Consider the following 26,153-nt stretch of genomic DNA (forward strand, 5'->3'; position numbering starts at 1 on the left):
CGGTCCGGCCGGCGACCGCGGGGCCGAAACCGGCCTCCTCGGGTCATGACGCACCATATGCTCGATCACGCACGATGGGGCCGTGAGGGGGGACATACGTGGATCTCGCCGAGATCTTCCGGGTCATGCGCAGGCGCTGGTACGTGGTGCTGCCGGGGCTGCTGCTCACCGCGGCCCTGCTCGCCGGGGCGTACCTGCGGCTGCCGATCACCTACCAGTCGCAGAGCACGGTGCTCCTGCTCAACTCGCAGAAGGCCACGGTCGCCTTCGACGGCAATCCGTTCCTGAGCACGCAGACCTCGCTGACCGGCATGGCCGACAGCCTGGCCCGCAACCTCAACTCGGACGACTCGCTGGCGGACCTTCGGGCCCAGGGCGCGACGACCACCGTCGTCGCCAAGATCGCGGACAACGCCCTGGGCCCGCTGGTGTGGCTCACCGCGAGCGGCAGCGACAAGGCCGCCGTGCTGCACAGCGACCGGCTGATGACCGCGTACGCCGCCAAGCGGCTGGAGCAGTTCCAGATCCAGCAGGGCGTCGCGTCCCGGGCGATGATCCGGATGACGACCATCGTGCCGCCGCAGACGCCCGTCGCGAAGACCAAGACCCGCACCGAATACCTGGTGCTGGCCGCGGTGATGGGCATCGTGATCACCCTGGTCGCGACCTTCTACGTGGAGGCCCGGCGCCGCACCCCGGCCGGCCGGGGGAGCGGACCGGACCGCAAGGCCGCGCACGCGGCGGGCGGCCCGGGCGCTGTTCCGGGCGAGGCGGCGGCGACCGTACCGTCCCAGCCGTCCGGGCCGGGCGGGGACCCGGACGGCGCGGCGGCCGACGCGGGCGGGGAGCCGGACCCGTCCGGCGCGGGTGCCCGCTCCGCCCCCCGGTGGTCGGCGCCCGGCGCCGCGGAGCAGCCGTCCGGCGACGGCGCCGCCGGCACCGAGGCGACCGGGCCGCAGGCCCACCGGTTCGTCTGACCTCCGTCGGACCCTGCCGGACCGTCCTGACCACCGCCACCACGAGCCGCGCGGCGAGGAGTCGAATCGTGCACAGGGCGCGCCCCACCGGGAGCACCGCGGGCGAGGACGGCCCGGACGCCGCGGCCGGCCCGGTCCACCCGGTGCGCCGGGTCCCGTCCTGGGCGGTCCGGGACGACGAGGACCCGCCCGGTGTCCCGGCCGGCCCGCCGCCCGGGACACCGGCCCCGGAGGGGCTGGGCCGCAAGGTCCGCTCCGCCGCCCGCTGGAGCCTGGTCAACACCGTCGTCATGCGGCTCGGCAACTTCGCCACCGGCATCGTCCTGGCCCGCTTCGCCCTGGGCCCGGCGGCCTGGGGCGTCTACGGCCTGGCGCAGACCGTGCTGCTGGTGCTGCTGTCCGCCAACGAACTCGGCGTCAGCCTCGCCATCATCCGCTGGGAGGGCGACGCCCGCCGGTTCGCGCCGACCGTCCTGTCCCTGAGCGTCCTGTCCAGCACGGCGCTGTACGTCGCGCTGTTCGCCGTCGCCCCGGCCGTGGCGCACGCCCTCGGCTCGCCCGACGCGACCGCGGTGCTGCGCGTGATGTGCCTGTGCGTGGTGCTCGACGGCATCTCCCAGGTGCCCGCGGGCTTCCTCACCCGGGAGTTCGCCCAGGGCCGCCGGATGGTCATCGACGCCGCCAACTTCGTGATCAGCACCGGCGTCACCCTGCTGCTGGCCTTCGCCGGCCGGGGCGCGATGAGCTTCGCGTGGGGCTCGGTCGCCGGCAACGTGGCCGCCCTGATCGGTTTCTGCCTCGCCGCGCCCGGCACCCTGCGGTTCGGCTGGAACCCCGACCAGGCCAGGGCCCTGCTCCGATTCGGCCTGCCGCTGGCCGGCGCCAGCATGCTCGCCCTCGGCGTGGTCAACGTCGACACCCTGGTGGTCGGCGCCACCCTCGGCAAGGTGTCGCTCGGCTTCTACGTCCTCGCCTTCAACATCTCCGGCTGGCCGGTACGGATCATCTCCGAGGCGGCCCGCCGGGTCTCCTTCGCCGGCTTCTCCCGGCTCGCCGACACCCCGCGCGCCCTCGCGCAAGGATTCAGCCGCGCCCTGGGCGTCCTGGTCACCGGCACCGTCCCGCTGTGCGTGCTGCTCGCCGCACTCGCCGCCCCCGTCGTGCGGCTGGTCTACGGCAGCCAGTGGGTGCCCGCCGCCAAGGCGCTGCCCTGGCTGATGGCGCTCGGCCTGATCCGGATCGGCTGCGAACTGGCCTACGACTGCCTGGTCGCGGTCGGCCGGCGCAGTTCGCTGATTGGCGTTCAGGCCCTGTGGCTGGGCGCCCTGTTCCCCGTGCTCCTTTTCGCCGCCCGCACCCACGGCATCGTGGGTGTCTCCCAGGGCCATGTCCTGGTGGCCGGCGGCATGGTCGTACCGGTGTTCGTGTACGCGCTGCGGCGGGCGGGCATCGGCCCCGGCTGGATCGCCCGCGCCTGCGCCTGGCCGTTCCTCGGCGGAGCGGTGATGACCGTGACGATCATGGCCTTGCGCGACCGGCTCGGCGAGAGCCGGCCCGCGCTGGTCACCATCGGCTCGGCCGCCCTGGCGGTCTACGTGCTGTGCGTCCTGCCGAGCCGGCACTTCCTGCGCGGCACCGCGCCCACGACCACGACCCCGAGGTAGACCCCACCATGGTGAAGTTCCCACGCAGAGCGCACGTCAGTCCCTCGGGGGACCCCGGCGACCCCGCGGCCGGCTCCGGCGACGCGGCCTTAGAACCGTACGACGGGAGCCGCCCGGCCCCGCACCACCACAGCCGGCGGGGCCGGCTGCGCCGAGCGGGCATCGCCGTGGCCGCCGCGGCCGTGGTGGCCGCCCTGCTCTCGGTGGTGCTGGCCGCCCACTCCGGCACGAGCGACACCCGCGCGGTGAGCCCCTGCCCGGTGCAGGCGCTCACCTGCTCGCCCGGCCAGGCCGACCCGGTCGACTCCGCCTCGCCCGTGGCCGACGCCACCACCACGGCACCGGCCGCCGCCGACGGCGCCCGCGCCCCCGGTATGGGCAAGGCCGCGCCCGCCCCGGCCACGACCCGCCCCGCGACCGGCGACAGTGCCGGCGCCGGCGTCAAGGACAGCGCGAGCAGCGCCGCGAGCGACAGGCCCACCGGGACACCGACCAGGTCCGGCAGTTGCGCCACGTACTCCGCCTGCGGCTTCCCCGACGCCGACAGCACCGGGCCGCGGCTGGCGCTCACCCCGCACCGCACCGGCGCGCTGACCATCGACAAGGACGGCACCGTGATCAGCCGGTGGGACATCACCGGCTCGCTCGACGTCTACGCGAACAACGTGACGATCATCGACAGCAGGATCACCTCGGACAACTGGTGGGGCATCAACCTGCGTTCCGGCTTCAGCGGCCTGCGCATCCTGCACACCACCATCACCGCCGTGCCCGGCAAGGGCCCCGACAACGGAGGCGTGGACTACGCCGTGTCCAACATGGGAACGAGCCTGATCGAAGTCGGCTGGTGCGACGTGTCGGTCTTCGGCGACGCCCTGTCCATGGGCCAGGGCAACCTGCACGACAACTACGTGCACGACGTCACGCCGTTCAAGAACCTCGGCGGCGAGTGGCAGCACACCAACGCGGTCATCAGCGACGGCGGCGGTAACGGCGGCCTGGTCGTCCGGCACAACACGCTGCTCAACCCCACCCCGGTCGAGAAGGGCGCGTCCGGCAGCATCGGCCTGTTCGCCGACACCGGCGCGGTCCTCAACGTCACCGTGCAGGACAACTGGCTGGCCGGCGGGGCGTACGCGCTCTACGCCGGCGGCAAGGGCGCCACCGGCATCAAGGTCACCGGGAACGTCTTCTCCACCCAGTACCACCCCGGCTCCGGCGGATACGGTCCCGTCACCGCCTGGAACAGCGGTGGCGAGGGCAACGTCTGGAGCGACAACCGGATGTCCGACGGACGGCCGGTCCAGCCGCCGAAGGAGGCCCTGTGACCGCGCTGCCGCAGCAGGCCAGGGGCCCGGTGCGAAACCTCGCCCGCGCGCCCTGGACCGTGCTCAAGCGTCTCTTCGGCTGGATCGTGCTGTTCGAGCTGCGCAACAAGGTACTGCTCGCGCCGTCCGGGATACGACTGCGCAGGCTGGCCAACGCGGAGGTCGCGAGGATCGCCGCCACCCTGCCGGACCTGCCCGAGGCCACCGTGCTCACGGCCATCCCCACCTACCGGCGCCCCGACGACCTGCTGGTCGCGGTGCGGTCCGCGCTCGCCCAGACCTACCGGGACCAGGTCGTGGTGGTCGTCGACGACGGCTCGGGCACGCCGCTGCCCGAACTCCCCGACGACCCACGGCTCATCGCGGTGCGCATGGAACGCAACTCCGGGGACTGCGGGGTGGTGCGCAACGTGGCGATGCGGCTGAGCCGGTCGCGGTACGTGGCGTTCCTGGACGACGACAACGTGTGGGAGCCGGACCACCTGGCCACCGCCATGGCGGTCCTGGAGGCGCCCGGCGGCCCGGACGCCGTCTACACCGCGGTGCGCAGGGTGCTGCCCGACGGCACCGAGCACGACGTGCTGTCGGTGCCATGGGACCGGCGCCGCAACGCCGACCAGGCGTTCGTGGACATCAACGCCTTCGTCGCCCGCCGCACCCCGTCGCTGCGGTTCAGCTGGCTCTACCGGGCCAAGGGGGTGCTGCCCCGCGAGGACTGGGAGTTCGTCCGCCGGTACTCCCGCGGCCGCCGCATCCAGCACATTCCGCACGTCACCGTCCAGTACCTGGTGAACCCCACCAGCTTCTTCACCCAGTGGTAGCTCCGGCGGTCCGGCGCCCCGGACCGCCGCCGCCTGTAACCCCCTGTCCCCGCACTGTCCGCGTCCCCGGCCGGCCGGCCCGGCACCCTCACCCCAGGTGGTTCACCCGATGTCCGTCTCCCGCGCGCTGCGCAACCGTTTCGTCGACGCCCCCGGCTCCCTCGGAGAACGCCTCAGGCTGTCCCGCTGGGAGGTCATGCGCCGGTGGTTCCCCGGCATCGAGGACATGACGGTGGTGGACCTCGGCGGCACGGCCGACATGTGGCTGCGGGCACCGCTGCGGCCGGCCCACGTCCACCTGGTCAACCTCGAACCGCACCCCGAGGGCCTGCCCGACTGGATCACCGCGCAGAACGGCGACGTCACCGACCCGAAGGTGGCGGCCGGACTCGGCTCCTACGACCTGGTGTTCTCCAACTCCACCATCGAGCACGTGGGCGGCCACAGCCAGCGCCGCCGGTTCGCCGAGGCGGTGACGGGCCTGGCGCCGCGGCACTGGGTCCAGACGCCCTACCGCTACTTCCCGGTCGAGCCGCACTTCGTGGCGCCCGGCTTCCAGTTCCTGCCGCTGGCCGCCCGGGCCCGGCTGGTGCGCCGCTGGCCGCTCACGCACAGCCGGCCGGGCAGCCCGCGCGAGGGCATGGAGGCGGTGGTCGGCATCGAACTGCTCACCCGTGTGGAGATGAGCTACCTCTTCCCGGACTCCGTGATCCTGCCCGAGCGGGTGCTCGGGCTCACGAAGTCGTTGGTAGCGCTGCGCGTGGTGCCGGGCCAGGGGCCTGCCGCAGCTTCGCGGGACTGAGCAGCGCGGCCACCGCCGCCCGGCTCGGCGCCCGGCTCGGCGCCCGGCCCAGCGCCGCCCGCGAGCTCTCCCGCAGCAGCACCGCCGCCCAGAACGCCGCCGCCCGGACCGCGCCCTTGCGGCGGCGGTGCAGCCGTACCCGGTTGAGCACCAGCAGCGTCCACAGGAACGGCGAGACCCGCGAGTCGCCGCCCAGGTGCACCGCGGACGCCGCCGGCTGCAGGCGGGTGACGAATCCCGCGTCCCGCGCCCGCAGGCAGTACTCCGTCTCCTCCGAGTACAGGAAGAACGACTCGTCCCACGGCCCGCACGCCCGCAGGCACTGGGCCGACAGCGCCATCAGCGCGCCGGTCGCCCAGTCGGCGCGGGTCGCGGCGGTGTACGCGGCCGGGTCGGTGACCAGTTCGCTCAGGTGCCGGAACCGGCCGGCCCGCCGGTTGCCCAGCACCGCCTCGCCGAACGCCCTGCTGACGCTGGGCTCGCGGCGCAGCGAGCGGACCACCGTGCCGTCCTGCTCGTACAGCAGCGGCACACTGATGCCCACCCGGGTGCCGTCCGGCAACGGTTCGCCGAGCGCCGCCAGCAGGGTGGCCGCGCAACCCGGGCGCATCCGGATGTCCGGGTTGCACACCAGCGCGGCGCCGATCCCGCCCTCCCACTGCTCGGTGGCGGCCAGGGCCGCGTTGACCCCGGCGGCGTAACCGGCGTTGCGCCCGGTCTGCACGACCGTGGCCTCGGGGGCCAGCGCGCGCAGCACCTCCACCGTCTCGTCCGCGGAGTCGTTGTCCGCGACGACCAGCCGCCAGTCGGTGCCGGCCATGCCCTCGGGCAGCGAGGCGAGGAAGGCCGGCAGCACCGCGGCGCTGTTCCAGGTGACGACGAGCACGGCGACCGGCCCGGCGGGCGGGTGCGGGATGGACATCAGGACTCCACGAGTTGGGGGCGGTCGGCCTGCGCGTCGGGCAGTGCGGGAGGGCCGGTGTCGGGCGCTCGGCCGGCGTCCGCCTCCCCGGCCGGGGCCGGGCGGGCGGCGTCGCGCCGCACGAATCCGAGGTAACTGCCGCCGGCGCCGAGCGTCACGAAGAACATGCCGGCGAACATCGGGAACATCAGCGCGTCGAAGGTGGCGCCGATGACGAGCACGACCATCGCCGAGGCGAAGAACGCCTGCCCCAGCTCCCGGTCGGCCTCGGTACGCGCCAGCCGGCGGATCGACCCGCCCTGATGGATCCCGGTGAGGAACAGCGTCGCCAGCGCGACCAGCCCGAACAGGCCCGTCTCGGCCAGGGTCAGCATGTACTGGTTGTCGGTGAAGAAGTACAGGTCGGGCGTGAAGGTGCCGAACCCCCGCCCGAACAGCGGGTGTTCGCGCAGGTACGGCATGATCGCCGAGTACTTCACGGTCCGTGCCTTGGTGCTGCTGTCGGAGTTGGACAGGAACTCCGAGAAGAGGTTGGTGATCGTCCCGATCAGCCCGGGGATGACCACCTTGAACGCGCCCACCGACACCAGCAGCACCCCGATGGCGCTCCATCGCCGCTGCGGCTTCCACCGCGGCAGCATCACCAGGATCACGATCGCCGCGCCGATGATGGAGGTGCGCGACACGCTCAGCGGCAGCGCGCCGCCCATCAGCAGCACCGGGCCCCAGCGGCGCACCGGGCCGGCGTGCCGGCGGACCGGGTCGAAGGCCTGCTGCACCGCGAAGGGCACCAGGAGCGCCAGCATCCCGGCGAACTCCAGCGACTGCGCGGTCGTCGAGCGCGGCCGGACGAACGACCCGCGGTCCAGCGTCCGTACCCCGGCGACGCTCGACTGGAGGCCCGGGATGTGAATGGAGTCGGCGATGTTGGTCGCGGTGAAGAAGTCGTAGTAGCCGATGAGCGCCACCACGCTGCCCATCACCACCATGCGCCGCATCAGGGTGTCCAGCCGCTCCCGGTCCTGGATGCCGGCCGAGGTGAGCACCACCAGCGACACCCACACCAGCAGCCCGATCAGCCCGCGGTCCGCGGCCAGCACCTCCTCGTGCGTGCTGCCGCGCGAGGCGTCGGAGATGTACGCCATCAGCACCGCGGCCGCCAGCAGGCACACCGCGAGCCGCGGCCCGCGGGTGCCCGGCGCGGGCACGATCCGGCCGGTGAACCAGGACGCCAGGTACCACAGCAGCCCGAGCAGGGCGAAGACGTTGGCCGGCGTGCCGATCCCGCCGAGCGCGGGCAGGTCCAGGTTGGACGGGATGAAGAACGCCAGCGCCAGATACCCGGTCAGCACGGTGGTGGAGTCCAGCGGGCGGCGCAGGATCCCGCGCCGCGACCGGCGGGTGCCCCGCACCGGGTACGGTCCCAGTCCCCGCCGGCGGCGCCGGGCCAGCGCCCAACTCTCCATGCCGAAGGACAGGAAGAAGCCGGCCGCCGTGCCGACGATGACCACCGCCGCCACGTACTGGTACCGGCTCTTCATCTTCGACACCGGCGTCTGCGGCAGCACGATCGGGGCGGCTTTCACGTAGTACTGCGGCGGCACCTTGGCCGCCGCCTGCAGGGCCCGCAACTGGTCGCCGGCGAACTGCGTGAGGGTCGTGGTCTCCTTGAGCACCTTCGCCCGGTCGGTGCCGGTCACCGACAGCGACACCAGCGGCCCCGACGCGTTCGCGGCGAAGCCCACGGTGTACCGGTCGGTGACGCCGAGACCGCTCAGGCCCCGCGCGGAGTCGTTGGACTGGAGCGTGCGGATCAGCACGTCGGCGGTCACCACCAGCGAACCGCCGGCGTTCGAGATCGGGTTGCCGAAGGTCGGGGCGAGCTTGGCGACCGCGGTGGAGTCCAGCAGCGACACCGAGCTCTGCGACTCGTACGCCACCGGCACCGCCGTGTAGAGGTAGCCGCCGGTCAGCAGGCCCAGCAGGGTCAGCGGCACCATCAGGTACCAGCGCCTCCGCAGCACCGCCAGGATCTCGCCGAGAGTCACGCGGCTCCCTCCGCCCGCACCGCCGCGCGTACGCATTGCGGTGGCTTGCCCGATTCGGTGGCGAGGCCCGCGATGTCCTGCCAGTATCGGAGGCGACCCGAGGAGGTCGCATGTCCCCTGGCGAGGTGGTCCTCGCACTGCTGCGCCGCTGGTACGTGCTGCTGCTCGCGCTGGTGCTGACCGCGGCGGGCGCCTACCACGTGCTCAAGCCCGCCCCGCGCTACCTGAGTTCGGCGGTCGTCGTGCTCAAGCCGCCGGTGACCGGCAACCAGCCCAACCAGTTCGCGAACCTCCAGCCGCCGCTGGCCGCTGTCTCTTACGCGGTCGTGCAGCAGCTCAAGTCGCCCGCGGGGGAGGCCGAACTGCGGGCGGCCGGCGTCCACGGCACCTACCGGCTGCTGCCGCGCAACAGCGGCACCAGCGTCACCCCGGCCTACCTCATCCCCTCGCTCCAGGTGCAGGCACAGCTCGGCGACCCGGGCCGGGCCGACACCGAGGTCCGCGCGATCATCGCCGCCTACAGCCGGCACGTGGACGCGATGCAGGCCGCCGAGCACGTGCCGGCCGCCTCGCGGATGAGCGTGGACCTGCTGGTGCCGCCGAACGCCGCGCAGGTCCTGGGCACCAGGACCCGCGCCCTGGCCGGGGTGGGCATCATCGGCCTGACTGGCGGCCTGCTGGCCGCGCTGTGGACCGACCGGTACCTGACCCGGCGCCGGGCCGGCGGCGGCCGGTGGCGGCGCACCGCGGCCAGGCTGCGGCCGATGGCCTCCCGCTGAGCGGTCCCGCCCGCCCCGGGGAATCCCGTCCCGCATCACAGGCCCCGGCGCTTCCAGGACTGCCACCACAGCCACTCCCGGCCGCGCTCGGCCACCGCCGAGAGCACCAGCGGCTGAAGGGCGGGCATCGCCTTCGCGCCGATCCGGCGCCGCAGCCGCAGCCCCCGGTACTCCGGCAGCCCCTCGAAGCCGGGCAGGCAGTCCCGCGCGAACTCCACCAGCTCCTCGACCGGCACCACGTCGGTGCGGCCGCGGTCGTACGCCCGGCAGGCCCGGCGCAGCGCGGCGCGGGCCAGCTTGGTGTGCACCATCCCCGACAGCCGCTCGGCGTCCGGGAGTTGCCCGGCGCACTTGGCCAGCACCGCCTCGAAGGCGGCCCGCCGCTGCCGCAGGTCGTCGAGCTGTCCGCCGAAGTCGACGGTGGACATGTTGGCGCCGTGCACCCGGTAATACGCCTGGTCCGCGCCGCGCACGTAGCCGACGTCCGCGTGCGCTGCCAGCCGCATCCACATCTCGATGTCCCCGGCGTGCGGCAGCGCCGGGTCGTAGCCGCCGACCTCGCGCTGGAGCGCGGTGCGCACCACCACCTCGGGTGAGGTGATGCAGCCGGTGCCCTCGCGGAACCTGCGCTCCAGCCACCACCGGCCCGGGTAGACCGCGCTGCCGGTCGTCTTGGTGCGCGCCGGGGGCAGCGGCCCGCCGTGCCGGAAACGCAGCGGCCGGCCGTAGCAGAAGCCCACCTCGGGATGGGCGTCCAGCAGCGCGGCGGCACGCACCAGCGCCCCCGGCACCAGCCGGTCGTCGGCGGACAGCAGCACCACGTAGTCGCCGTCCGCCCACTCCAGCAGGCCCTCGTTGTACGTAGCTATGTGGCCCTTGTTCCGTTCGTGGACGCGCACCTCGATCCTCGGGTCGGAGGCCGCCAGCTTGTGGGCGGCCTCCGCCGAGTCGTCCGGAGACGCGTCGTCGATGATCAGCACCCGTACGTCGAGACCGTCCTGTTCGTCCAGCACACTGCTGACGCAGTCGGCCAGGAAATGGCCGTACTTGTAGCAGGGGATCACGACGCTGACGCTGCTCATCGATGGCTGCCAATCTCCTGGACTGCTGAACCCTGACTCAATGGATCTCGGTCGTGGTGCCCGCCGGCGGAAGCGGCGGCGGGGCGGTGCTGAAGATCGGCGCCACCCAGTAGTTGGCGGACCCGTAACTGCTGTCGGGGAACGCCGTGTCGGTGCCGTAGCGGAACACGCCGTTGTTGCTGCCGGCGGCGTCCACCGTGGCGGTGAGCGGGTAGGCCTGGTGGGCGCCGGCGAAGTAGCCGCCGTCCACCGCGTAGTTGCCGTGCGGGGCGTGGTAGGAGACCACGTACGAGGTGCCGGCCGTGACCGCCACCGGGTGCGCGAAGCTGAGCAGTTGCCACCCGGAGGCGCTCTCCCCGGTGAAGGTCCCGGTGGCGAGCTGGGTGCCGTCCGTGCCCCACAGGCTGCCGGTGTGGGTGCCGGTGTTCCCGGCGCCCTTGTAGAAGGTGACGCCGGTGATCCAGCCGCTGACCGCCGACTTGAAGCGGGTGCCCAGCTCGACCGAGTTGGGGTCGCCGGTCATGTCGGTGTTCGCCGGGACCGTGGCCGACGGCCACAGCGTGCACGGGCAGGTCACGGCCGGCGGCGACGCGCTGGTGGTGAACGACCAGGTGGTCGGGCTCGCCATGTGGTTGCCCCACAGGTCGTCCACCTGCACCGAGGCCGTGTAGGTCGTGTTCAGCGCGAGTTCGGTGGACGGGGCGAAGGAGAGGCTGTTCGCCGCGGGATACGTCTTCGCGCCAGGCACGATGTTCCCGGCGGCGTCCTTCAGGCTGAACACCATCGTGTCGGTGTCGATCGGCTCGCTGAAGGTCACCGACACCGGGGTGGTGATCGACAGGTTCACCGAGTTGGCCTTGGGCGAGGTGTTGGTGACCGCCGGCGGCACCGTGCTGGCCGTGGAGGTGTCCAGTATCACGTCGACCCAGTAGTTGGTGCCGTTCGACGCCGTCGTCGGGAAGCCGCCCGAAGCGCCGTAGTGGTACACGCCGTTGGCGCCGTCCGTGCCGGACTGGAGCGCGGTCAGCGGGGCGAGCCCGGCCGGCCCGCCGGCGAAGTAGTTCGCGTCGTAGGAGTAGCCGCCGCCGGGCGCGAAGTAGGAGGCGACGTAAGTGGTGTTGGCCTTGACCGGCACCGGGGTGGCGAAGTTGAGCTGCTGCCAGCCGGAGGCCGTCTCGTTGGTGAAGGTCCCCGTCGCCAGCCGCTGGCCGGACGCGGTCCACAGGCTGCCGGTGTGCGTACCGGTGTTGAACGGCGCCTTGTAGAACCGCACACCGGTGACGGAACCCGCCGCGGTGGCACGGAACTTCACACCGAGCTCGACCGCGCCGCCGTCACCGCTGTTGACCACGGTCGGCACCGCGGTGGCCGGGAACACGGTGCAGGGGCACTGCTGCGGGCCGACGTTGACCGGCAGGCTCGTCGTGGTGCCGAGGTTGACGCTGTCGTCGACCGCCCGCACCTGGATCTGCGCGGTGCCGGTGGTGGTCGGCGTCCAGGAGTACGTCCAGGACGTCAGGCCGCTGACCGCGTGCCAGGTGCTGCCGCCGTCGGTGGAGATCTCCACCCGGGCGACCACGCCGCCGGCGTCGGAGGCCGTGCCGGTGATGGTGACCGGCCGCAGCGCCGGGACGGTGGTGCCGATCGCCGGACTGGTCACGGTGACCACCGGACCGGCGACGTCGGCCGACGCGGTGGCCGCGACCAGGTCGCTCTGCAGCGTCTTGGGCTGCACTCCCATGTCGGCGAGGAGGTTCACGGTCGCCTGCTGCATCCGCTTGTCGGCGGTCACCACGGTGGCGGCCGGGTCGGCGGTCGGCACGTTGGACAGCCCCCAGGACCACTGCACGGTCCCGGCGCCGAACACCAGCGCGTGCGAGGTCTGGTCGCGGAACTCGACCAGGTTGTGCGTCGCGGTGCCGTTGCCGTACGTGTTGCCGTAGTCCAGCCGGTACTTGCCGTCGGTGATGTCCACCGTGGTCGAGGACAGGTCGATCTCCCCGGCCGGGCGGGTGCTGTTGTCCAGGTCGCTGTCCCACTCGTAGCCCAGCGTGCCGGTCGGGAAGGTCGCGGTCTGCGTCGAGGTCAGGCTCGCGACCGTGGTGTTCCGCCACAGCCGCAGCTTCGCGTACGCACCCGGCACGGTGATCGCGTCACTGCGGTAGCCGTTGACCATGAACATCGAGCCGGTGAGCACGTTCTGCGGCTGATAGCTGTCGCCCTTCGCGGCGCCGCCCGGGTCCAGGAAGGTGCCGGTCCACACCTTGCTCGGGTCCGGGATGCCGTCCGGCTGGGCCAGTTCCAGCTTGGTCTCCTTGTAGCAGACCAGGGTGCGGCCGGCCGTGTTGGCGCCGTCGATGCTGGGCGCGAACCGGGTCTTCCACGACACCTCGTTGCCGCTGAAGAACGCCTCGTTCACCCCCGCCTTGCGGGCGGCGAGCACATTGCTGAACTGGTCCTGCGTCCAGTACTCGTCGTGCCCGGAGGACATGAACATCTTGTGGTTCAGCAGGTCCGACGGCCGGGTCGAGACGTCCAGCCCGGACAGGTAGCTCACGTCGTAGCCGTTGCGTTCCAGCCAGTACAGCATCTCGTACTCGGAGCCGTACACGCCGTTGTCGCCGCCGATGTCCAGCGGCCGGTTGTAACTGACCTGGTACGCACGGCCGTCCGGCGCGGGACCGTCGCCGTCGTACAGATTCCGCCCGCTCCACTTGTTGTACGCCTGCCACGTCTCGTCGTCGGTCTGCACCACGATGTCCGAGTGGCTGGCGTCGCTGCGGACCACGAACGGGTACGGCATCACGCCGTTGCCGTCCACCTGGTCGAAGTTGGCGATGTAGAGGCCGGAGACCGCGTCGGAGGGGATTGTCCAACTCGCCGTGACCGGCCAGCTGCCGCAGTCCACCAGCCCGGAGGTGGTGTCCGTGGCGCACTTCAGGGGCTTGCCGTCGGGCTCGCCGTCGACCACCGTGTTGTCCGGCGGGCTGCCCGGGGTGCCGTCCCGGGTGAAGTTCGCCGGGTAGGTGACGGCCGCCTGGGTGTCCGTCGACATCTCCCGGGCCCCGTCGCCGCCGTAGTAGCCGAGCCGGTAGATCTCCACGTGGTACGCGACCGGTGACTGCACCTTGAACTGGACGGTGTCACCGGCCTGGAAGCTCACCTGCTGGGTGAACCCCTGGACGTTTCCGTAGGCGTTGGGTGCGAACCAGTCCTCCATCGGCGTGCCGGGCTTGGAGTTCTCGCACACGATCGGGTTCGAGCCGGTGCCGCACGGATCGGCCGCGGCCGCGCCGTTGACCTGAGTCAGCGGCAGGACGGCCGCGGCCAGCGCGACGACCAGGGCAGCGAGGGCGCTCTTGACGGGTCTTCGGGTTGCGAACATCTGTACCTCTCAGGCGGTGCAGGGCCCGGCTCGATGCGGCGGAGTCGTGCCTGGTGGTGCGGGGAAAGCAAGGCTGCTTCAGGCCGTGGTACGGCGCACGTGACGCGGCGTGGTGCGGGAGTACGGGGTGCGGTGTGCTGTGTGCGCAGGTGCGGGGGGATACGGCTCAGCGAAGCGCGGCGGTGAGCGCGTCCACCACGCGCTGCTGCTGGTCGGCGGTGATCTGCGGGTAGAGGGGGAGGGACAGGATGCGGTCGGCGACGGCCTCCGCGTGCGGGAAGTCCCCGCGGCGGTGGCCGAGTCCGGCGTAGGCGGGGGTGAGGTGGACCGGCGCGGGATAGTGCACGCCCGCGCCGATGCCCTCGGCGTTGAGCTTGCCGACCACGTCGTCGCGGTCGGCGCCCAGGACCTGGATCACGTACAGGTGCCACACATGCTCGTTGCCGGGCGCGGTGACCGGCAGCACCACCCGGCCCGCGTCGGCGAGACCGGCGAGCAGGGAGTCGTAGCGGGCGGCCGCGGCCCGCCGGGCGGTGTTGGCCGCCTCGAGCCGGGCCAGCTTGGCCCGCAGCACCACCGCCTGGAGCCCGTCCAGCCGGCTGTTGAAACCGGGCACGTCGTGGCGGTACTTGGCCACGCCGCCGTGGTTGGCGATCGCCCGGACCAGTGCGGCGCGCTCCTCGTCGTCGGTCAGCACCGCGCCCGCGTCGCCGTACGCGCCCAGGTTCTTGCCCGGGTAGAAGCTGGTCCCCGCGATGGTGCCGCTGCCCGGCGAGCGGCCCTCGCGGGTGGCGCCCTGGCTCTGCGCCGCGTCCTCCACCACGTGTACGTGCGCCGGCAGCGCCGCGGTCAGCTCGGCCACCTCGGCGCACTGCCCGTACAGGTGCACCGGCACCACCGCGCGGGTGGCCGGGCCCACGGCTGCCAGCGCCGCCGCCGTGTCCATCAGGTACGTGTCCGGGGCGCAGTCCACCAGCACCGGGGTGGCGCCGGTCCTGGCCACCGCGCCGGCCGTGGCGATGAACGTGTTCGCGGGCAGCACCACTTCCCGGCCCGGCCCGACGCCGCTCGCGCGCAGTGCCAGCTCCAGGGCGTCGGTGCCGTTGGCGACGCCCACGCAGTGCGCGACCCCGGCGAAGGCCGCGTACTCCCGCTCGAAGGCGCGCACTTCCTCGCCGCCGATGAACGCGGTGCCGGCCATCACCCGCAGGAACCCGGCCTGCACTTCCTCGGCGACCTCGGCGTGCGCCGCCTTGAGGTCCACCAGTGGGATCTGGTTCACAGTGCTGGACTCCCCATCCGTAGGTCCGGCCGCGCGCCGGTGTCCGAGGTCTGCCGGCCCCGGTCGGCGACGGCGCCGTCCCGGCCGGTGCGGTGCGGGTGGTTCCTGCCGTTGCCGTTGCCGTTGCCGCTGTGCGGGTCGGTGTCGGGCCCGGTGCGGTGCGGTTCGTGCCCGCCGAAGGTGGTGCTGGTGCCGGTGCGGTACGCGCTTGCGCCGTCTCGGCTGCTCGTGGCGTCGTGGCCGATGCTGTCCGTGCCGGCGTCGTTGCGATGGGCGTTTTCAGGGCCGGTGCCGTGTGGATCGTGTCGGTCGATGCCCGTGCGGGTGCCGGTGGCGTACGGGTCCGCGTCGTTGCGGGCCGCGGTGTCGGGGTCGGTGCGGTGCGGGGCGTTTCCGCCGAAGTCGCTGCGGGTGCCGGTGCGGTCGTCGGCGTCGGTGTCGTGCCCGCCGGTGCCGTCCAGGTCGTCCGCGGCGATGCCGCCGCCGTCACCCGTGCCGCCCGGCGCGCGGGTGTCGTCCCCGCGTACCGGTCCGGTCGCGAGCTCGGCGAGTTCCGCGTCCCCGGCCGCGCGCAGCCGGCGGGCCGGGGTGCCGGCCCACACCTCGCCGGGCGGGACGTCGGCCAGCACCGTGCTGCCCATGCCGATCAGCGACCAGGCGCCGACCGTCGCGTACTCCCTGATCAGCGCCCCGGCGCCGATGTAGGCGCCGCGCTCCAGCCGGGCCCCGCCGCCGAGCCGCACTCCGGAGGCCAGGGTGACGAAGTCGGCCACCACGTCGTCGTGGGTGAGGACGGTGTGCGGCATGACCGCCACGTGCGCGCCGACCCATACGGCCGCGGTCAGCACGCAGTGCGCGAGCAGCACCGAGCCGGGGCCGATCACCGAACTGCCGGAGACGGCCGCGGTCGGGTGGACGACCGTGGCGTACCGCTGCGGCGGCAGGTCCAGCCGGCGCACCAGCCGGGCGCGGGCCGCGTAACCGCGCGGGCTGCCGACGCAGACCAGCACCTTCGCCTCGGGCATGCGGTGCACCAGGCCGCTGTCGCCGAGCACCGGCAGCCCGTCGACCCGGCTGCCGTGCCGTGCCGGGTCGTCGTCGAGGAAGCCGAGCAGGCGCCAACGCGGGGCCCCGAGTGCGGCGTTGACATCCGCGACGGCCTGCGCGGTCTCCCGGCCGAAACCGCCCGAGCCGACGATCAGCAGGTCCTCGGCCGGCCCACCGGATCTGCCGCCGTACGCACTCATCGGCCGGCCTGTTCGCGCAGCACCGCCACCACCCGGTCCTGCTGCTCCTCGGTCATGGTGTGGAACAGCGGCAGGATCAGCGAACCCGTGCTGATCCGCTCGGTGACCGGGAGCGGGGCGTGCGGGTGACCGGCGTAGGCCGGTTCCAGGTGGGCGGCCATGATGCCGCGCCGGGCCGAGACGCCCGCCGCGGCGAGGGCGGCCAGCAGCTCGTCCCGGCCGACCGGGAAGTCCGGGTCGGGCAGCACCCAGTACGACTGGAAGTTGCCCCGGCCGTACTCCGGGTCGCGCACCGGGGTGATGCCCGGCACGTCGGCGAGCAGCGACTCGTACCGGGCCGCCAGCTCCCGGCGGCGGGCGATCATCGCGTCCAGCTTGCCGAGCTGGACCAGCCCCACGGCCGCCTGGATGTCGGTCATCCGGTAGTTGAAGCCCACTTCGAGATACCGCTCGAGGACGGGCGCGCTACTGGCGTGGCGCTGGGCGGCCGAAACGTTCATACCGTGCTCGCGCAGCCGCCGCAGCCGCTCCGCCCACGCCGCGTCGTCCGTGGTGATCATGCCGCCCTCGCCGGTGGTGACCAGCTTGCGCGGGTGGAAGGACCAGGCGGCCAGCAGCGCCCCCTGCCCGACCGGCTTCCCGCCGACGGTCGTGCCGATCGCGCACGCCGCGTCCTCGATGAGCGGCACCCCCCAGTCCGCGCAGGCGGCGCGCAGCGCGTGCACGTCGGCCGGTACCCCGCCCTGGTGGACGGCGAGCACCGCCCGGGTCCGCGGGGTGCGCACCGCGTCCACACTCGCCGCCGTCAGATTGCCGGTGTCCGCGGCCACGTCCGCGAAGACCGGCGTAGCGCCCACGTACCGCACGACGTTGGCGGTCGCGATGAAGGACAGCGACGGCACCACCACCTCGTCGCCCGGCCCGAGGTCCATGGTGACCAGCGCCAGGTGCAGGGCGGTGGTACACGAGCTGACCGCGACACCGTGGTCGGCGCCCACCCGCTCGGCGAAGGCCCGCTCGAACTCGGCCACCCGCGGCCCCTGCGCCACCCAGCCGGACAGCACGGCCGCCGCCGCGGCCTGCGCCTCCTCCTCGCCGAGCCAGGGCGTCATCACCGGGATCCGCGCTTTCATCCGGCTGCTCCCGCGATCCCGGCCGCGCCCTCGGTCCCGCTGCCGCCGGCCGCCGCCTGTTCCCGCTCGGCGCGCCACCACGCGACCAGGTCCCGCAGCCCCTCCCGCAGCCCGATCCGCGCGCTGAAGCCCAGGCGCTCGGCGGCCCGCGTGGTGTCGGCGAGCCGCCGCGTCACCCCGTTGACCGCGCGCGCCGGACCGTACTCCAGCTCCGCCTGCCCGCCCATCGCCTCGATCAGCGCCAGCGCCAGTTCGCGCAGCGACGTCTCGGTGCCGCCCGCGACGTTGAACACCTCGTCGGTCAGGTCGGACTCGGCGGCCAGCACATTGGCGCGCGCGATGTCGCGGACGTCCACGAAGTCCATCGTCTGGGCGCCGTCGCCCAGGATCAGCGGCGGCCGGCCCGCCTCGATCCGCTCCATCCAGCGGATCAGCACCTCGGTGTACAGGCCGTGGATGTCCATCCGCGGCCCGTAGACGTTGAAGTACCGCAGGGCCACGTAGTCCAGCCCGTACATCGCGTGGAAGCTGCGCAGCATCCCCTCGTTGAACGCCTTTGCGGCGCCGTAGAAGGTGTCGTTGTTGTACGGGTGGTGCCGCTCGTCGGTGGGGAAGCTTTCGGCCAGCCCGTACACCGACGCCGAGGACGAGGCGATCACCTTGCCGACGCCGGCCGCCGCGGCCGCCTCCAGGACGTTGAACGTGCCGTCCACCAGCACCTCGTTGGCCAGCCGCGGCTCTTCGGCGCACTGGGTGATGCGGATGGCGGCCAGGTGGAAGACCAGGTCGGCGCCCTCGGTGAGCTTGTGGACCGCGGCGCTGTCGCGGATGTCGCCGTCCACCACCTCCACCACGCCACTGGCCAGCGCGGACGCCAGGTTTTCCCGCCGGCCCCGGACGAAGTTGTCCAGCACCACGATCTGCCGCGCGCCGCCGGCCACCAGCAGGTCCACCACGTGCGACCCGATCGTGCCGGCGCCCCCGGTGACCAGGACCTTGGAGCCTCGTACCGTGCTCAACCCTCTTCCCCCCACTCGTGGCCGCCGCGCCCCGCGGCGGATCCCGTTGCCCGGTCTGTTGCTTCGGTCGACGACCCGCTCGCCCGTGCGCGCCCGGCCGCCTCGACGGCCGGGCGCGCACGGCCCGTCAGCGCCGTCCGGCCCGCAGGCCCACCACGGCGCCGCGGAACTCCAGGCTCCGCGAGGCCGCTTCGAGGATGTCCAGTACGCGCAGGCCCGCGTGCCCGTCGGTCAGCGCCGGCCGGCCCTCGGTGATGGCGGCCGCGAACTCGTCCACCATGCTGCGCAGCGCCTCCTTCTCCTTCAGCGCCGGCGCCACCATGTCGCCCGACCGGTAGGAGATCAGCATGTCCCGCCGCTCGCTCGGCCCGATCTCCTGCGGCGCCGCCAGGTCCACGCCGCGGTCGAACACCGTGAGCCGCTGCGCCGGATTGAGGTCGTCCCAGATCAGGGTGCGCTTGGCGCCGCCGACCATGGTGGTGCGGACCTTCGTGGGCGAGAGCCAGTTCACGTGCACGTGGGCGATCGCGCCGGTGTTGAGCTGGAGCGTCAGGTACGACACGCAGGCGCGTCCGGCGCCGATCGGGTCCGCGCCGTGCGCGGCCACCGCGACCGGCTCCACGTTCTCGGGCAGGATGAAGTCCAGGATCGACAGGTCGTGCGGGGCCAGGTCCCACAGCACGTCGATGTCCTTCTGCACCAGCCCCAGGTTGATCCGTACCGAGTCCACGAAGTGGATCTCGCCCAGCTCGCCGGAGTGCACCAGCTCCCGGATCCGGCCCACCGCCGGGGTGTAGCAGTAGGTGTGATCGCACATCAGGGTCAGCCCGCGGTCCTCGGCCTCGGCCACCAGCCGGGCGCCGTCCGCGTACGTGGCCGCGAGCGGCTTCTCCACCAGCACGTGCTTGCCGGCCCGCACCGCCGCCAGCGCGACCTCCAGGTGCGTACCGGCCGGGGTGGCCACCGCCACCGCCTGCACCTCGGGGTCGGCGAGCACCGCCGCGTAGTCCGAAGTGGCCCGCACCGTGGAGTAGCCGCCGAGCACCCGGTGGGCCCGGTCCTCGTCCAGGTCGCACAGCCAGCGCAGCCGGAAGTGCTCGCTGGCCTGGAAGTTGCGCACCAGGTTCGGGCCCCAGTAGCCGGCCCCGACCACGGCGACCCCCAGGGTGCCCTCGGCCCCGGCGCCCGTGCCGCCCGCGTCGCTCTTCGCGTCCTCACGCGGACCGCGGCGCATGTCGCCACGTATACCGTTTTGTGCTTCCTGCCCGGGCGCGACCCGTGCAGCGGTCATCGATACCCCCCAGATCCCCGAACTCCGCCCGGTCCCCTGGGCGTCCCCACGCCCGGACCCGGCGAGCTGCCGACTGTGAAACGTCGTGATGTGGTCGTGTGCCACGCGAGGCGGCACATGCGGTGACACGTGATCCGACCGGGCTCGTGGATATGGCCCGGCTTGCGCCCTTCGTGCACTGCTGTCGCAGCAGACGTACTCGCACAACCCCCTGCGATCGCAACCGATACGACGGAGCGACACGCTCCGTGCAAACCGGTTCCGCGACGCCCAATCTAGACCACCGACTCCAGCTCGGGGGAGACTTGGACGAAACAGTCGACGACACGGCTGATTCCGGCTGCATACTCACCCTCGTGACGAGCATCGTGATACCGGCACACAACGAGGCACGGGTCATCGGCCGGCTGCTGGCCGCTCTGCTGGCGGACACCGAGGTGGGGGACGTGCCGGACATCGTGGTGGTGTGCAACGGCTGTACGGACGACACCGCCGCGATCGCCGGCGCACACCCCGGCGTACGCGTGGTGGAGATTCCGCTTCCGTCCAAGCACGCCGCGCTGCGGGCCGGCGACGAGCACGCCCGGGGCTTCCCGCGGCTGTACGTGGACGCCGACGTGGAACTCGACGGCAGGGACGTGCGGGCGCTGGCCGGCGCGGTCGCCGACGGCTCGGGCGTGCTCGCGGCGGCGCCCGCCCGCCACCTGCCCATGACCGGCTGCGCCTGGCCGGTGCGGGCCTATTACCGCGTGTGGCAGCGGTTGCCCGCGGTGCGCGAGGGGCTGTTCGGCAGGGGGGTCATCGCCGTCTCCCGGGAGGGACACGCCCGGATCGCCACCCTGCCGCCCCTCATGGCCGACGATCTGGCCGCCTCCCTCGCCTTCACCCCGGACGAGCGGCGCGTGGTCGACGGCACCCGCGTCACCGTCCATCCCCCGCGCACCTGGGCCGATCTGATCCGCCGCCGGGTACGCGCAGAGACCTCCTCCGCGCAGCTCGAGGCCCAGCAGGCCCAGGGAAACGTTCCGCTTCCGGCCTCCGCCGGGCCCGCGTCTCCATCCCCGGCCGGCCCCGTACCGTCCCCCGACGCCGCGCCCGCGCCCGTCTCCCCGGCCACAGCGGCGTCGCGTACGCCGCCCTCCGCGCGCCCCGAACAGGCCGCGCGCACGGGGGAGTCCGGGCCGACCGGGCCGGCCGTATCCACCGAACCGGCCGGGCCGCCCGAGCCCGCCCCGGCCACAGCCACGTCGCGTACGCTGCCCTTCCCAGGCACCGAACAGGCCACGCTCACGGGGCAGTCCGGACCGACCGAGCCAGCCGGACCGACCGAGCCAGCCGGACCGACCGGGCCAGCCGTATCCACCGAACCGGCCGGGCCGACGAGGACCGAGTCAGCCGGACCTGACGCATGTGCCGGATCCACCGAACCTGCGGGACTCACCGGATCCACCCAACCCGCCACGCCCGCCGATGACTTCGCGACCACTCCGCCGTCCGCCCGCACCACTACCGCCGACCTGCGCCGGGTGCTGCGCGCCGAACCGTGGCTGCTGCCGCACATGGCCGTGTTCGTCACGGTTGCGGTGGTGGCCCGGCGCACATCGCGCAAGGCCGTCCGCAGTGGGGACTTCGGCACCTGGCTGCGCGACGAGAGCAGCCGCACCGGCTGACCGCACTCCACCGGCCGACCGCACCGCACCACCGCAGCACACCGGCCCGGCACAGCACCGGGCCGGGACCGATCAGGGGGGACCTGAACCATGTATCTCGCGGACCGCGCCGCCCCGACCGCGGCGGCCACCGCTCGCGGCCCGGGTCGCGGCCGGGCGCCGGCCGTCTCCTCGGTCGTGCTGGCCCTGGGCGCCGTCAGCCTGGTCACCGACATCTCCTCGGAGATGGTCACCGCGGTGCTGCCGCTGTACCTGGTGACCGGGCTCGGCCTGAGCCCGCTCGGCTTCGGCACCCTGGACGGCGTCTACAACGGGGTCAGCGCCCTGGTGCAGCTCACCGGCGGCCACCTCGCCGACCGTATCCGCAGCCACAAGCTGATCGCCGGCCTCGGCTACGGTCTGTCCGCGCTGTGCAAGCCGCTGCTGCTGTTCGCCAAGAGCCTCGGCCCGCTCGGCGTGGTGCTCGCCCTGGAACGCACCGGCAAGGGCCTGCGCACCTCGCCCCGCGACGCCCTGATCTCCCTGTCCACCCCGCCCGAGCGCCGCGGCCGCGCCTTCGGTGTGCACCGCGCGATGGACACCACCGGCGCGGTGCTCGGCCCCATGACCGCCTTCCTCATCCTGCGCGCCGCCACCGACGGATACGACGCGGTGTTCGGGGTGAGTTCCTGCGTCGCGGTGCTCGGCGTCCTGGTCCTCGTGCTGTTCGTCCCCGGCCGTGGCCGGCTGTCCGCCGACGGCGACGGCACCGACCCGGGCGCGGCCCCGGCTCGGACCGACCTGCGCGAGGCGCTGCGTCTGCTGCGCGTGCCCCGGCTGCGGGCGCTGGCCGGCTGCGCGGTCCTGCTGGGCCTGACCACGGTCAGCGACGCCTTCGTCTACCTGCTGCTCCAGCACCGGGCGGGCATCCCCGAGGAGTTCTTCCCGCTGCTGCCGCTCGGCACCTCCGCCGTCTTCCTGCTGCTCGCCGTGCCCGCCGGGGTGCTCGCCGACCGGATCGGCCGGCGTGTCGTCTTCCTCGCCGGACACGCCGGACTGCTCGCCGCCTACGGCCTGCTGCTGTGGGCCCCCGGCACGCCCGCCCTGCCGTACGCGGTGCTCGCGCTGCACGGCACTTTCTACGCGGCCACCGACGGCGTGCTGCCGGCCGCCGTCGCCGATGTCGTACCCGCCCACCTGCGCGGCAGCGGCCTCGCCCTGGTCGGCACCGGCCAGGCGCTGGCCCGCTTCTGCTGCTCGCTCGCCTTCGGCGCGGCCTGGACGGCCTGGGGCGACGGCCGGGCCCTGTTCGCCTCCGCCGCCGGGCTGCTCGTGTGCGCCGCCCTCGCCGCCGTCGTCCTGCGCCCCGGGGAGAAGACCGCATGAGTGAACGACACGCCGAGGGACCTGCGGAAACGGTGGCCGTGGAGCGGGTGCCGATGAGTACGGCACGCCGGCTGCTGATCCTCGGGATCGCGGTCCTGCTGCTGGCCGGCCTCGGCACCGGCTTCGTGCTGCACGCCGCATCCCGCGCCGCCGACCGGAACAAGCCGCGGGCCGGCGGCCCGGCCGTGGCCGCCGGCACCGTCAGCCTGACCCGCACCGGCCAGGTCGCCTTCGTCAACGCCGCCCACGGCCCCTACCGCGGCCGGGTGACCACGGTCCCCGCCGGCGCGCCCGGCGGCACCCGTACCGCCTCCACCCTGGACTGCGCCCGCTTCTACGCCGCCGCCGGCACCGGGGTCTGCCTGCGCTCCGGGCTCGGCGTGCTGGCCCGTACCGGCAAGGCCGTGATCACCGACGCGGCCCTCCACACCCGGCGCACCTTCCCGCTGGCCGGCGTCCCCAGCCGGGCCCGCGTCTCGCCCAGCGGCCGCCTCGCCGCCTGGACGGTCTTCGTCGGCGGCGAGTCCTACGGCGCCGCCTTCTTCTCCACCCGCACCTCGATCCTCGACACCCGCACCTGGCACCTGCTGCCCAACCTGGAGGACTTCGCCATCACCCTGGCCGGGCAGCCCTACCACGCGGTGGACACCAACATCTGGGGCGTCACCTTCGCCAGCGACGACGACACCTTCTACGCCACCCTCGCCACTGCCGGGAAGACCCACCTCGTCAAGGGCTCCATCACCCGCCGCACCCTCACCGACACCGGCGTCCAGAACGTCGAATGCCCCTCGCTGTCCCCGGACGGCACCCGCGTCGCCTTCAAGAAGCGCGTGCTGGCCGGCGCCTCCCTCTGGCACGAGTACGTCCTCGACCTGCGCACCCTGCGCCAGACCCCGCTGGCCGAACACCGCAGCGTCGACGACCAGGCCACCTGGCTCGACAACGACACCCTCGCCTACGCCCTCCCCACCCAGGGCGACACCACCAGCACCGACCTGTGGACCGTCCCCGCCGACGGCACCGGCACCCCCCACCTCCTCCTGCCCGGCGCGTCCTCCCCGGCGCCGCTGTGACCCGTGGCGCCTCGCGCTACTCGGCGGCGACCTCGGCGAGCTGGTCGAAGGTACGGTTCAGCACCGCGAGCCGCTCCCGCCGGTGCTCCGATGTCGGCTCCAGCTCGTCGATCGCCCCCTCCCACACCTCCAGGAAGGCCCGCTTCCACTCCGCCACGACCTCCGCCCTCGGCAGACCCTCGGCCCCGTAACCCGCCCGCGCCAGGACGTACAGCAACTCGACGTTGCACGGCACGGCAACCCCCAGTACTCGTCCGGCTCGATCCCCTCCGGATCACCCGCCATCGCCTCGGCCACTTCCCCCACCAGCCGCCCGACCACGATCGACAGATGATCGGCCGCAGTGTCGCTCTGGAAGTTCCCGCTGCCCCAAGTACCCACGTGTCCCCTTCTTCCTTCCGGTCCGCGCTGTCCCGGCGGAGTCCGGGTGCCCTTACCGAACCACAGGGGTCCGACAGCGCTCGGCTCTCCCCTTGGAGAGGGGCCGACCAGGAGGTCCGGCGGCGCATGGAGCGGCAATTGCGGCGCCTTCCCTGGCGCAGCACGGTCGCAGACCGGCCGTTTGCGGCGATTCCGGTGCGGCTCGGCCGCGGGCGTGGCAACGTACCGTGCGCGTTGCATCGCGGTGGGCGATCACGGCGTCGCGGGTGACACGACGGGCGCCGGTCAGGGCCGCAGGCTGCCGCCGTGAGCCGGCGGGGGAGCGGCCGACCCCGCGTGCACGAAGTGCCATCCGCACCGCGGCGGTTCGCAGGGCCCCTCCGGGCGTCCGCCGTCGCGGGCGACCCGAGGGGGGAAACGCGCATGACCTCGACCGTCCCCGTCCGCGGCGGCCGCCGCCGACGGCTGTCCCGGACCGGCGGCGCGATAGCCGCGGCCGCCGCGCTCGGCCTGACCGCCGCCCTGACCGGCGCCGCGCCGGCCGCCCAGGCCGCCCCGCAGGGCCAGGCCGGCACGACGACCGCGTACGTGGCCAACGACGGCGACAACACCGTCTCCGTTCTGGACACCTCGACCGGTACGGTCACCGCGACCGTGCCCGTCGGGGGCGGCCCCCAGGGCGCCGCGGGCTCCGCGGACGGCACGCGGGTGTACGTGCCGAACATCGCCTCCAACACCGTGTCCGTGATCGACACGGCCACCGACACGGTGACGGCCACCGTGACCGTGGGGGCCAGCCCCACCGCGGTCGCGGTCACCCCGGACGGCTCCCTCGCCTATGTGGCCGACCTCGGCACCGCCGCCGTCGCGGTCATCGACACGGCCACGAACACGGTCGTCGCCTCCGTGCCGGTCGGCCAGGGCCCGGACGCTGTCGCCGTCACTCCCGACGGGTCCCGCGTCTACGTCGCCAGCAGCAGCGGGACCGTCACGGTGATCGACACCGCCACCGACGCGCCGCTCGCCACGATCCCCGCCGGTTCCGTACCGGTCGCCCTCGCGATCACCCCCGACGGCGCCCATGTCTACGTCGCAGACATCAGCGGCTCCGCCCTGTCGGTGATCGACACCGCCACCGAAACGGTCGCCGCGACCGTTCCTCTGGACGCCCCGCCCTACGCGCTGGCCGCGTCCCCCGACGGCAGCGAGCTCTACGTCGCCGACGGTCCCGCCAACAGCGTCTCCGTCCTGGACACCGCCACGAACACGGTGACCGCCACCGTCCCCGTGGCCACCAACCCGCAGGGCGTTGCCGTCGCCCCCGACGGCGCCCACGTCTACGCCACCGGCCTCGGCTCCAACGACGTCAGCACGATCGACACCGCCACCCTCACCGTGACCGCCACCAGCCCCGTCGGCCGCAACCCGATCGGCCTGGCCCTGTCCTTCACCCCGCTGCCCCCCACCCCCGCCCCCACCGTCACCTCGGTGAACCCCGCCTCCGGCGCGCCCGCCGGCGGCACCCCTGTCGCGATCACCGGCACGGACCTGGCCGGCGCCACCTCCGTCACCTTCGGCCCCGGCCACCCGGCCACCGGCGTGGACTGCACCGCCACCACCTGCACCGCCGTCGCCCCGCCCGGCACCCCCGGCACGGTCGACATCCAGGTCACCACCCCGGCCGGCACCAGCCCCGTCACCCCGGCCGACCGCTTCACCTACGTCGTCACCGAAGCCGACCTCTCCGTCGCCCTGTCCGCCGACCCCCAGCCCGGCCTCCTCGGCGGCCGCATCGCCTACACCCTCACCCTCACCAACCACGGCCCCGCCACCCTCGACTCGGCCTCCGTCCGCACCACCCTCCCCGCCCCCATGAAGCCC

General features: G+C 73.5%; 20 protein-coding genes. 10 read left to right on the forward strand and 10 right to left on the reverse strand.

Translation table 11 applies throughout. From position 1 onward, the window contains the following. Positions 1–98: 98 nt before the first annotated feature. The 5 genes from ITX44_RS03055 (at position 99) to ITX44_RS03075 (ending at position 5,592) form a co-directional block, all read left to right on the forward strand. Positions 99–977 carry a chain length determinant protein gene (locus tag ITX44_RS03055; protein WP_205355353.1) on the forward strand — a complete coding sequence of 293 codons (879 nt, stop codon included), beginning with the start codon at positions 99–101 and terminating at the stop codon, positions 975–977. Between the two features lie 68 nt (positions 978–1,045). Beyond that, the gene (locus tag ITX44_RS03060) at positions 1,046–2,641 is read left to right on the forward strand and encodes an oligosaccharide flippase family protein (protein ID WP_307795058.1); all 1,596 of its coding nucleotides are present in this window, start codon (positions 1,046–1,048) and stop codon (positions 2,639–2,641) included. Positions 2,642–2,808: 167 nt separating this feature from the next. After that, complete coding sequence (locus tag ITX44_RS03065) at positions 2,809–3,969, forward strand: right-handed parallel beta-helix repeat-containing protein (RefSeq protein ID WP_307795059.1); 1,161 nt, start codon at positions 2,809–2,811, stop codon at positions 3,967–3,969. Continuing rightward, positions 3,966–4,790: a glycosyltransferase family 2 protein gene (locus ITX44_RS03070; protein ID WP_307795060.1), complete on the forward strand. Its 825-nt coding sequence runs from the start codon at positions 3,966–3,968 to the stop codon at positions 4,788–4,790. The genes ITX44_RS03065 and ITX44_RS03070 overlap by 4 nt, the downstream gene beginning before the upstream one ends. Positions 4,791–4,899: 109 nt before the next feature. Beyond that, complete coding sequence (locus ITX44_RS03075; RefSeq protein WP_205355354.1) at positions 4,900–5,592, forward strand: class I SAM-dependent methyltransferase; 693 nt, start codon at positions 4,900–4,902, stop codon at positions 5,590–5,592. Here ITX44_RS03075 and ITX44_RS03080 read toward each other — a convergent pair. Together ITX44_RS03080 and ITX44_RS03085 are read right to left on the reverse strand one after the other, a co-directional pair. After that, on the reverse strand, positions 5,525–6,514 hold the full coding sequence (locus tag ITX44_RS03080) for a glycosyltransferase (protein ID WP_205355355.1): 990 nt from the start codon (positions 6,512–6,514) through the stop codon (positions 5,525–5,527). The two genes, ITX44_RS03075 and ITX44_RS03080, sit on opposite strands and share 68 nt — an antisense overlap. After that, positions 6,514–8,562 carry an O-antigen ligase family protein gene (locus ITX44_RS03085; RefSeq protein ID WP_205355356.1) on the reverse strand — a complete coding sequence of 683 codons (2,049 nt, stop codon included), beginning with the start codon at positions 8,560–8,562 and terminating at the stop codon, positions 6,514–6,516. Before ITX44_RS03085 ends, ITX44_RS03080 begins: the two co-directional genes overlap by 1 nt. Before the next feature lie 110 nt (positions 8,563–8,672). On the opposite strand from ITX44_RS03085, the gene ITX44_RS03090 reads away from it, so the two are divergent. Beyond that, positions 8,673–9,341 carry a hypothetical protein gene (locus ITX44_RS03090; RefSeq protein ID WP_205355357.1) on the forward strand — a complete coding sequence of 223 codons (669 nt, stop codon included), beginning with the start codon at positions 8,673–8,675 and terminating at the stop codon, positions 9,339–9,341. Positions 9,342–9,376: 35 nt separating this feature from the next. Here ITX44_RS03090 and ITX44_RS03095 read toward each other — a convergent pair whose 3' ends face one another. From ITX44_RS03095 to ITX44_RS03125, 7 genes are all read right to left on the reverse strand, one after another. Beyond that, positions 9,377–10,423, reverse strand: coding sequence for a glycosyltransferase family 2 protein (locus tag ITX44_RS03095; RefSeq protein WP_205355358.1), 1,047 nt, complete (start codon positions 10,421–10,423; stop codon positions 9,377–9,379). A 37-nt stretch (positions 10,424–10,460) separates the two neighbouring features. Further along, on the reverse strand, positions 10,461–13,808 hold the full coding sequence (locus ITX44_RS03100; protein ID WP_205355359.1) for a DUF4082 domain-containing protein: 3,348 nt from the start codon (positions 13,806–13,808) through the stop codon (positions 10,461–10,463). Between the two features lie 166 nt (positions 13,809–13,974). Then, positions 13,975–15,090, reverse strand: coding sequence for a DegT/DnrJ/EryC1/StrS family aminotransferase (locus tag ITX44_RS03105; protein WP_205355360.1), 1,116 nt, complete (start codon positions 15,088–15,090; stop codon positions 13,975–13,977). Then, positions 15,087–16,337, reverse strand: a complete 1,251-nt coding sequence (locus tag ITX44_RS03110) for an acetyltransferase (RefSeq protein ID WP_205355361.1) — start codon at positions 16,335–16,337, stop codon at positions 15,087–15,089. The genes ITX44_RS03105 and ITX44_RS03110 overlap by 4 nt, the downstream gene beginning before the upstream one ends. Beyond that, positions 16,334–17,470, reverse strand: a complete 1,137-nt coding sequence (locus tag ITX44_RS03115) for a DegT/DnrJ/EryC1/StrS family aminotransferase (RefSeq protein WP_205355362.1) — start codon at positions 17,468–17,470, stop codon at positions 16,334–16,336. Before ITX44_RS03115 ends, ITX44_RS03110 begins: the two co-directional genes overlap by 4 nt. Then, positions 17,467–18,489: an NAD-dependent epimerase/dehydratase family protein gene (locus ITX44_RS03120; RefSeq protein ID WP_205355363.1), complete on the reverse strand. Its 1,023-nt coding sequence runs from the start codon at positions 18,487–18,489 to the stop codon at positions 17,467–17,469. Before ITX44_RS03120 ends, ITX44_RS03115 begins: the two co-directional genes overlap by 4 nt. A 127-nt stretch (positions 18,490–18,616) precedes the next feature. Then, on the reverse strand, positions 18,617–19,723 hold the full coding sequence (locus ITX44_RS03125) for a Gfo/Idh/MocA family protein (RefSeq protein WP_205355364.1): 1,107 nt from the start codon (positions 19,721–19,723) through the stop codon (positions 18,617–18,619). 413 nt (positions 19,724–20,136) lie between these two features. Between ITX44_RS03125 and ITX44_RS40710 the strand changes: the two genes are divergently transcribed. The 3 genes from ITX44_RS40710 to ITX44_RS03140 all read left to right on the forward strand — a co-directional run bounded on the left by ITX44_RS40710 (position 20,137) and on the right by ITX44_RS03140 (position 23,891). Further along, positions 20,137–21,450: a glycosyltransferase family 2 protein gene (locus ITX44_RS40710; protein WP_307795061.1), complete on the forward strand. Its 1,314-nt coding sequence runs from the start codon at positions 20,137–20,139 to the stop codon at positions 21,448–21,450. A gap of 90 nt (positions 21,451–21,540) precedes the next feature. Next, on the forward strand, positions 21,541–22,815 hold the full coding sequence (locus ITX44_RS03135; protein ID WP_205355365.1) for an MFS transporter: 1,275 nt from the start codon (positions 21,541–21,543) through the stop codon (positions 22,813–22,815). Positions 22,816–22,868: 53 nt separating this feature from the next. Then, positions 22,869–23,891: a TolB family protein gene (locus tag ITX44_RS03140; protein ID WP_205355435.1), complete on the forward strand. Its 1,023-nt coding sequence runs from the start codon at positions 22,869–22,871 to the stop codon at positions 23,889–23,891. A 16-nt stretch (positions 23,892–23,907) separates the two neighbouring features. Here ITX44_RS03140 and ITX44_RS40715 read toward each other — a convergent pair whose 3' ends face one another. Further along, positions 23,908–24,126 carry a hypothetical protein gene (locus ITX44_RS40715; RefSeq protein ID WP_236060001.1) on the reverse strand — a complete coding sequence of 73 codons (219 nt, stop codon included), beginning with the start codon at positions 24,124–24,126 and terminating at the stop codon, positions 23,908–23,910. 569 nt (positions 24,127–24,695) lie between these two features. Between ITX44_RS40715 and ITX44_RS42035 the strand changes: the two genes are divergently transcribed. Further along, positions 24,696–26,153, forward strand: a 1,458-nt coding sequence (locus ITX44_RS42035) for an IPT/TIG domain-containing protein (RefSeq protein WP_205355366.1), incomplete at its 3' end; no start/stop codon positions are given.

This window comes from Actinacidiphila acididurans, assembly GCF_016918855.1.
Lineage (GTDB): Bacteria > Actinomycetota > Actinomycetes > Streptomycetales > Streptomycetaceae > Actinacidiphila > Actinacidiphila acididurans.

Bases quoted from the DNA above. Each gene is read 5' to 3' on its own strand.
- ITX44_RS03095 (WP_205355358.1), bottom strand. From the start codon at position 10,423: ATGAGCAGCGTCAGCGTCGTGATCCCCTGCTACAAGTACGGCCATTTC.
- ITX44_RS03110 (WP_205355361.1), bottom strand. From the start codon at position 16,337: ATGAGTGCGTACGGCGGCAGATCCGGTGGGCCGGCCGAGGACCTGCTG.
- ITX44_RS03090 (WP_205355357.1), top strand. From the start codon at position 8,673: ATGTCCCCTGGCGAGGTGGTCCTCGCACTGCTGCGCCGCTGGTACGTG.
- ITX44_RS03140 (WP_205355435.1), top strand. From the start codon at position 22,869: ATGAGTACGGCACGCCGGCTGCTGATCCTCGGGATCGCGGTCCTGCTG.
- ITX44_RS03080 (WP_205355355.1), bottom strand. From the start codon at position 6,514: ATGTCCATCCCGCACCCGCCCGCCGGGCCGGTCGCCGTGCTCGTCGTC.
- ITX44_RS03125 (WP_205355364.1), bottom strand. From the start codon at position 19,723: ATGCGCCGCGGTCCGCGTGAGGACGCGAAGAGCGACGCGGGCGGCACG.
- ITX44_RS03100 (WP_205355359.1), bottom strand. From the start codon at position 13,808: ATGTTCGCAACCCGAAGACCCGTCAAGAGCGCCCTCGCTGCCCTGGTC.
- ITX44_RS03135 (WP_205355365.1), top strand. From the start codon at position 21,541: ATGTATCTCGCGGACCGCGCCGCCCCGACCGCGGCGGCCACCGCTCGC.
- ITX44_RS03075 (WP_205355354.1), top strand. From the start codon at position 4,900: ATGTCCGTCTCCCGCGCGCTGCGCAACCGTTTCGTCGACGCCCCCGGC.
- ITX44_RS03115 (WP_205355362.1), bottom strand. From the start codon at position 17,470: ATGAAAGCGCGGATCCCGGTGATGACGCCCTGGCTCGGCGAGGAGGAG.